Here is a 3,647-nt window from a genome sequence, read left to right as displayed (position 1 = left end):
ACCCAGAGCTGCCCCGGGCCATAGCCCGATTTTCACCGCAACGGCCACCGCCGACCCGCCCGCTCCTCGTGCGACTTGACTCGTCGCACGACCTCGACGGTATAGTTCCTTCATGGAAGTAAGTAAATCGATTTGGAGCATCATCCGATCCCTGGATCGCGCCGCACAGATCCAGCGCAGGGCCGCGGCCCGATCCACCTGGGGCCCAGTCCACCTGGGGCTGCTCAACCTGGCCGCGCAACGACCAGTCCGCCCGTCCGAGGTCACTGAGGAGTTGGACGTACCGGCACAGTCGGTCAGCCGGGCCGCTAGCGAGCTGGCGACGGCGGGCCTGATCGAGCGAGTCGGCGACGAGACGGACGGCCGCTCGTACCGCATCGCTCTGACGTCGGAGGGCGAGTCGACGGTCGACCGGTTCCGCTCCGAGCTTGCATCGGCCTTCGCCCGCCACCTTCAGGGTTGGACCGAGGACGAGATCACCGACTTCGCTGGCCGTCTCGCGGAGCTGACCACCTCGATGGCGGAGGATCTGACGACAGAGCCACGGGAACGACGGCGCAACCCATGGCGAACTCGATGACATCCGCACCCCAGCCCCGTGCCCTACCGCCGACCACCGACGTACTGGTAGTCGGCGGCGGCCTGACCGGGCTCGCCTCAGCAGCGCTACTCGGCCTCCACGGCTTACACGTGCTCCTCGTCGAGCGACGCCCCGGTACCTCCCGTCACACGAAGGCGCGGCTGGTCAATGCGCGAACGATGGAGATCTTCCGTGCACTCGGTATCGAGGGCCAGGTTCTGGCCGCCGGCGAGCCCAATGGTGGCTTCACCGTCGCCGACACCCTCGCCGCGGAGCACGAGACCTGGATCCCCGCACCGGCTGAGGACGACACCGCCGATCTGAGCCCGTCTCCGGCATGGTCATGCGACCAGCAGCGGATCGAACCTCTCGTCCGCGACCGAGCCCACGAACTCGGCGCCGACGTCCGCTTCGCTCACACCGCGCACATCCAGAGCCAGGACGCCGACGGCGTCAACGCCGTGATCGAGGGCCACGCCGTACGAGCCCGCTACCTCATCGCCGCCGACGGTGCACACAGCCCGACCCGGACCGCCCTGAACATCGGCTGGAGCGGCGAGTCGCTCCCGGGCACTGCCGTGAGCGCACTCTTTCACGCACACCTCGAACCAGCCCTCCGAGGCCGACACACAGAGGCCCTGTTCGCCCGATCGGCCTGCGCGTTTCTCTTCGCCCGCGGCAACGCCTCTGGCCGGAGCTGGCAACTCGGCACCCATGTATCCGGCTCCGACCCGGACGACCTCGACCAGCACGTCCGCGACACGATCCGCGCCGCAAGCGGCATTCCTGACCTGCAACCGGTCATCGACGACATCGCCACCTGGCGGACCGGCGCTTACGTTGCATCGCAGCTTCGCGCCGGTCGCGCTTTCCTCGTCGGCGACGCCGCCCACGTCATGCCGCCCTACGGTGGATTCGGCGGCAACACCGGCGTCCAGGACGCGCACGCGCTCGCATGGCGACTCGCCTTCGCCTGCCGAGGGGACGACACATGGCTAGCCTCCTACGAGACCGAACGACTCCCCGTCGCACGACGAACAGTCAGCCAGGCACTCCTCCGCTCCCGCAAGACACCTGGCGCTCCGCCACCCCCGGAACAAATCGACGCCACCACCCTGGTGCTCGGGTTCCACTACGGGACCGGCGGCGTCGAGGACCCGGCGAGCCCGTCCGGTGAGCCCGGTACCCGCGCCGCCCACATCCGGCTCCGCGACGGCCGCAGCAGCCTCGACCTCTTCGACCCCACCACGTTCACGACGTTGGAGGTGCCCGCCGACATCGTCACCTCTGAGGACCTGCCACGCTGGGAACGCGTCTATCGCCAAGCCGTGACCATCCGACCAGATGGGGTTCTCGCAGCTCACCCCTCACCCGCGCCGAGCACCTCGGCGTTAAGGCAGAAGCTGTCGCTTATGCCTGGTCGCCTCGTATCGTCTTATGTCGTCTGAGCTGCCGCTTCCTGACGGCCCGTGTCAGCCAGTTTCGGATGCGCCCGGCGGTCTCGCTCCGGAAATGCTCCGCCTCCACGCGCCTAGACCGAAGCGCTATCTCCTCGATCTGGCAACGCCAGACCGCGCGGCACGTCGGGCGCAGCTGCTCGCCCGCCACCGCCGACCTTGCCAGACCTGCGCCCGGCGTGCCGTGTGGTAGTCCTCCGGGAGGTCGGATAGATGGCGCACCCCCCTCCCCGAGATCTGCCGCCCGGCGAGGGCTCGTCGTCCGTTCACGAACCAGGGGCCTGCGCCGCTTGGATGGGTCGGGAGTTGGTCAGCCCGTCGAGCCACTCGCACACCGTCAGCCCCACGTGATCAAGCAGAGATCGAAGCTGGGTCGTGATCTTGACTAGATCTGCCATATTACGCGACTTCCCGACATCGACGGGGTCGATATCCCAGTGAGCTACGTCATTACGCTTCTGCGTCAGTTCGCGCATCAGCAGTGCATCTGCAGGGATATTGTGCCAGTGGCCGGGTAAGTCAAGGAGAACCCAAAGGGCTTCGAACTGGGCAACAGCTATTGTTGTGCCGTCGGCAAGCGCAAGATCGTCACCGAATGCGGTCATTGGTCTTGCGTCACTTGCATGCTGGAAAGCTTCCACCAGAAGACCAACTCGTGCAATCAGCGTGCGAGTCGTCCGCTGATTGCATTTCTGAAAGGAGCTTGCAGCAAGCACAGCGAGAAGTGATGATGGAACATCCGATCGCTGTAGTCGCAGACTCAAGACATCATCCGATATTGCGGCCGGTAGATCGCGCATCAACTTCTCTAGGATTCCACCACAAACAACGTAGGTTAATGCTCGACTCATGGCGAACACGCCTTCTTTGTCAAACTTGTCTGGATGATTCTTGGCAATTGCTCCCAGCGCGTGAAGACGCCGCGCCTCGCGGTCGACAAGGTCAGTTGCGGCGTCGAATAGATCCTCGGTCTGCCACGTCATGGTTGGAAGATTCGCTCGGCGCGATCGAGCCGGGCGTGGAATGTCGTACGCGTGTTAGTTCCTTTCGTGCTCGCTTGGACGAGCGCTGGGTCGTCCTGCCAACCGGGACGTGGCGTGACCGGCTCCGCACCTGACCGGAGAACCCGGCCTATTCCAACGAGCACGGCCTCCAGCTGATTTACCGGGGTAATGTTAGTCCGCGAGCGAAGAAATGGCTTGCCGTCGGTAACCTTAGCTAGGTGTGCAACCACCTTCGTAAAGAGTTCTCGATCGTCGGCCAGGTCGGTGTCAGCCGCTCTCTCGCCCATGTACGAGTTCAAGAACTGGGTAACTTTTCCGTCGTACGCGTCGGCACTATTCAGGTAGGCAAAGAACTTGAGGACAATGAGGTGTTCTCAGTAGCGGGGTGGCAGGTCGTGGCGACACGCCGAGGGTGGTGAGATGAGCGGGAACGGGGCAGGACCCCGGTAGATCGGTTCGGTCCAGCACAGATCGACACCGTCACCGAGGTCCTGCATGTCTGATCCTGTCACCTACACCGCTGTCCTCCCGATCGGGGAGCGCACCGTGGCCTATCTGGCGCGGCTCCTGGTCCTTCAACGCCGTCGACGTGGCACCCGGCGGCGG

At 64.9% G+C, this 3,647-nt stretch carries 3 protein-coding genes; 2 read left to right on the top strand and 1 reads right to left on the bottom strand.

Translation table 11 applies throughout. The features are described 5' to 3' along the window. The first annotated feature begins 112 nt into the window (after window positions 1-112). Both Ae331Ps2_RS20610 and Ae331Ps2_RS20605 read left to right on the top strand, forming a co-directional pair. Window positions 113-580: a MarR family winged helix-turn-helix transcriptional regulator gene (locus Ae331Ps2_RS20610; protein WP_075306993.1), complete on the top strand. Its 468-nt coding sequence runs from the start codon at window positions 113-115 to the stop codon at window positions 578-580. Continuing rightward, a complete protein-coding gene (locus Ae331Ps2_RS20605) occupies window positions 565-2,028 on the top strand; it encodes an FAD-dependent monooxygenase (protein WP_075329776.1) in 1,464 nt (487 codons plus the stop codon). The genes Ae331Ps2_RS20610 and Ae331Ps2_RS20605 overlap by 16 nt, the downstream gene beginning before the upstream one ends. Before the next feature lie 275 nt (window positions 2,029-2,303). Here the strand turns inward: Ae331Ps2_RS20605 and Ae331Ps2_RS31345 are convergent, their stop codons facing one another. Then, window positions 2,304-3,020 carry a hypothetical protein gene (locus tag Ae331Ps2_RS31345; protein ID WP_139318754.1) on the bottom strand — a complete coding sequence of 239 codons (717 nt, stop codon included), beginning with the start codon at window positions 3,018-3,020 and terminating at the stop codon, window positions 2,304-2,306. Window positions 3,021-3,647 lie beyond the last annotated feature (627 nt).

This window comes from Pseudonocardia sp. Ae331_Ps2 (genome assembly GCF_001932405.1).
GTDB lineage: Bacteria > Actinomycetota > Actinomycetes > Mycobacteriales > Pseudonocardiaceae > Pseudonocardia.
This window is presented reverse-complemented; position numbering and strand designations above follow the sequence as displayed.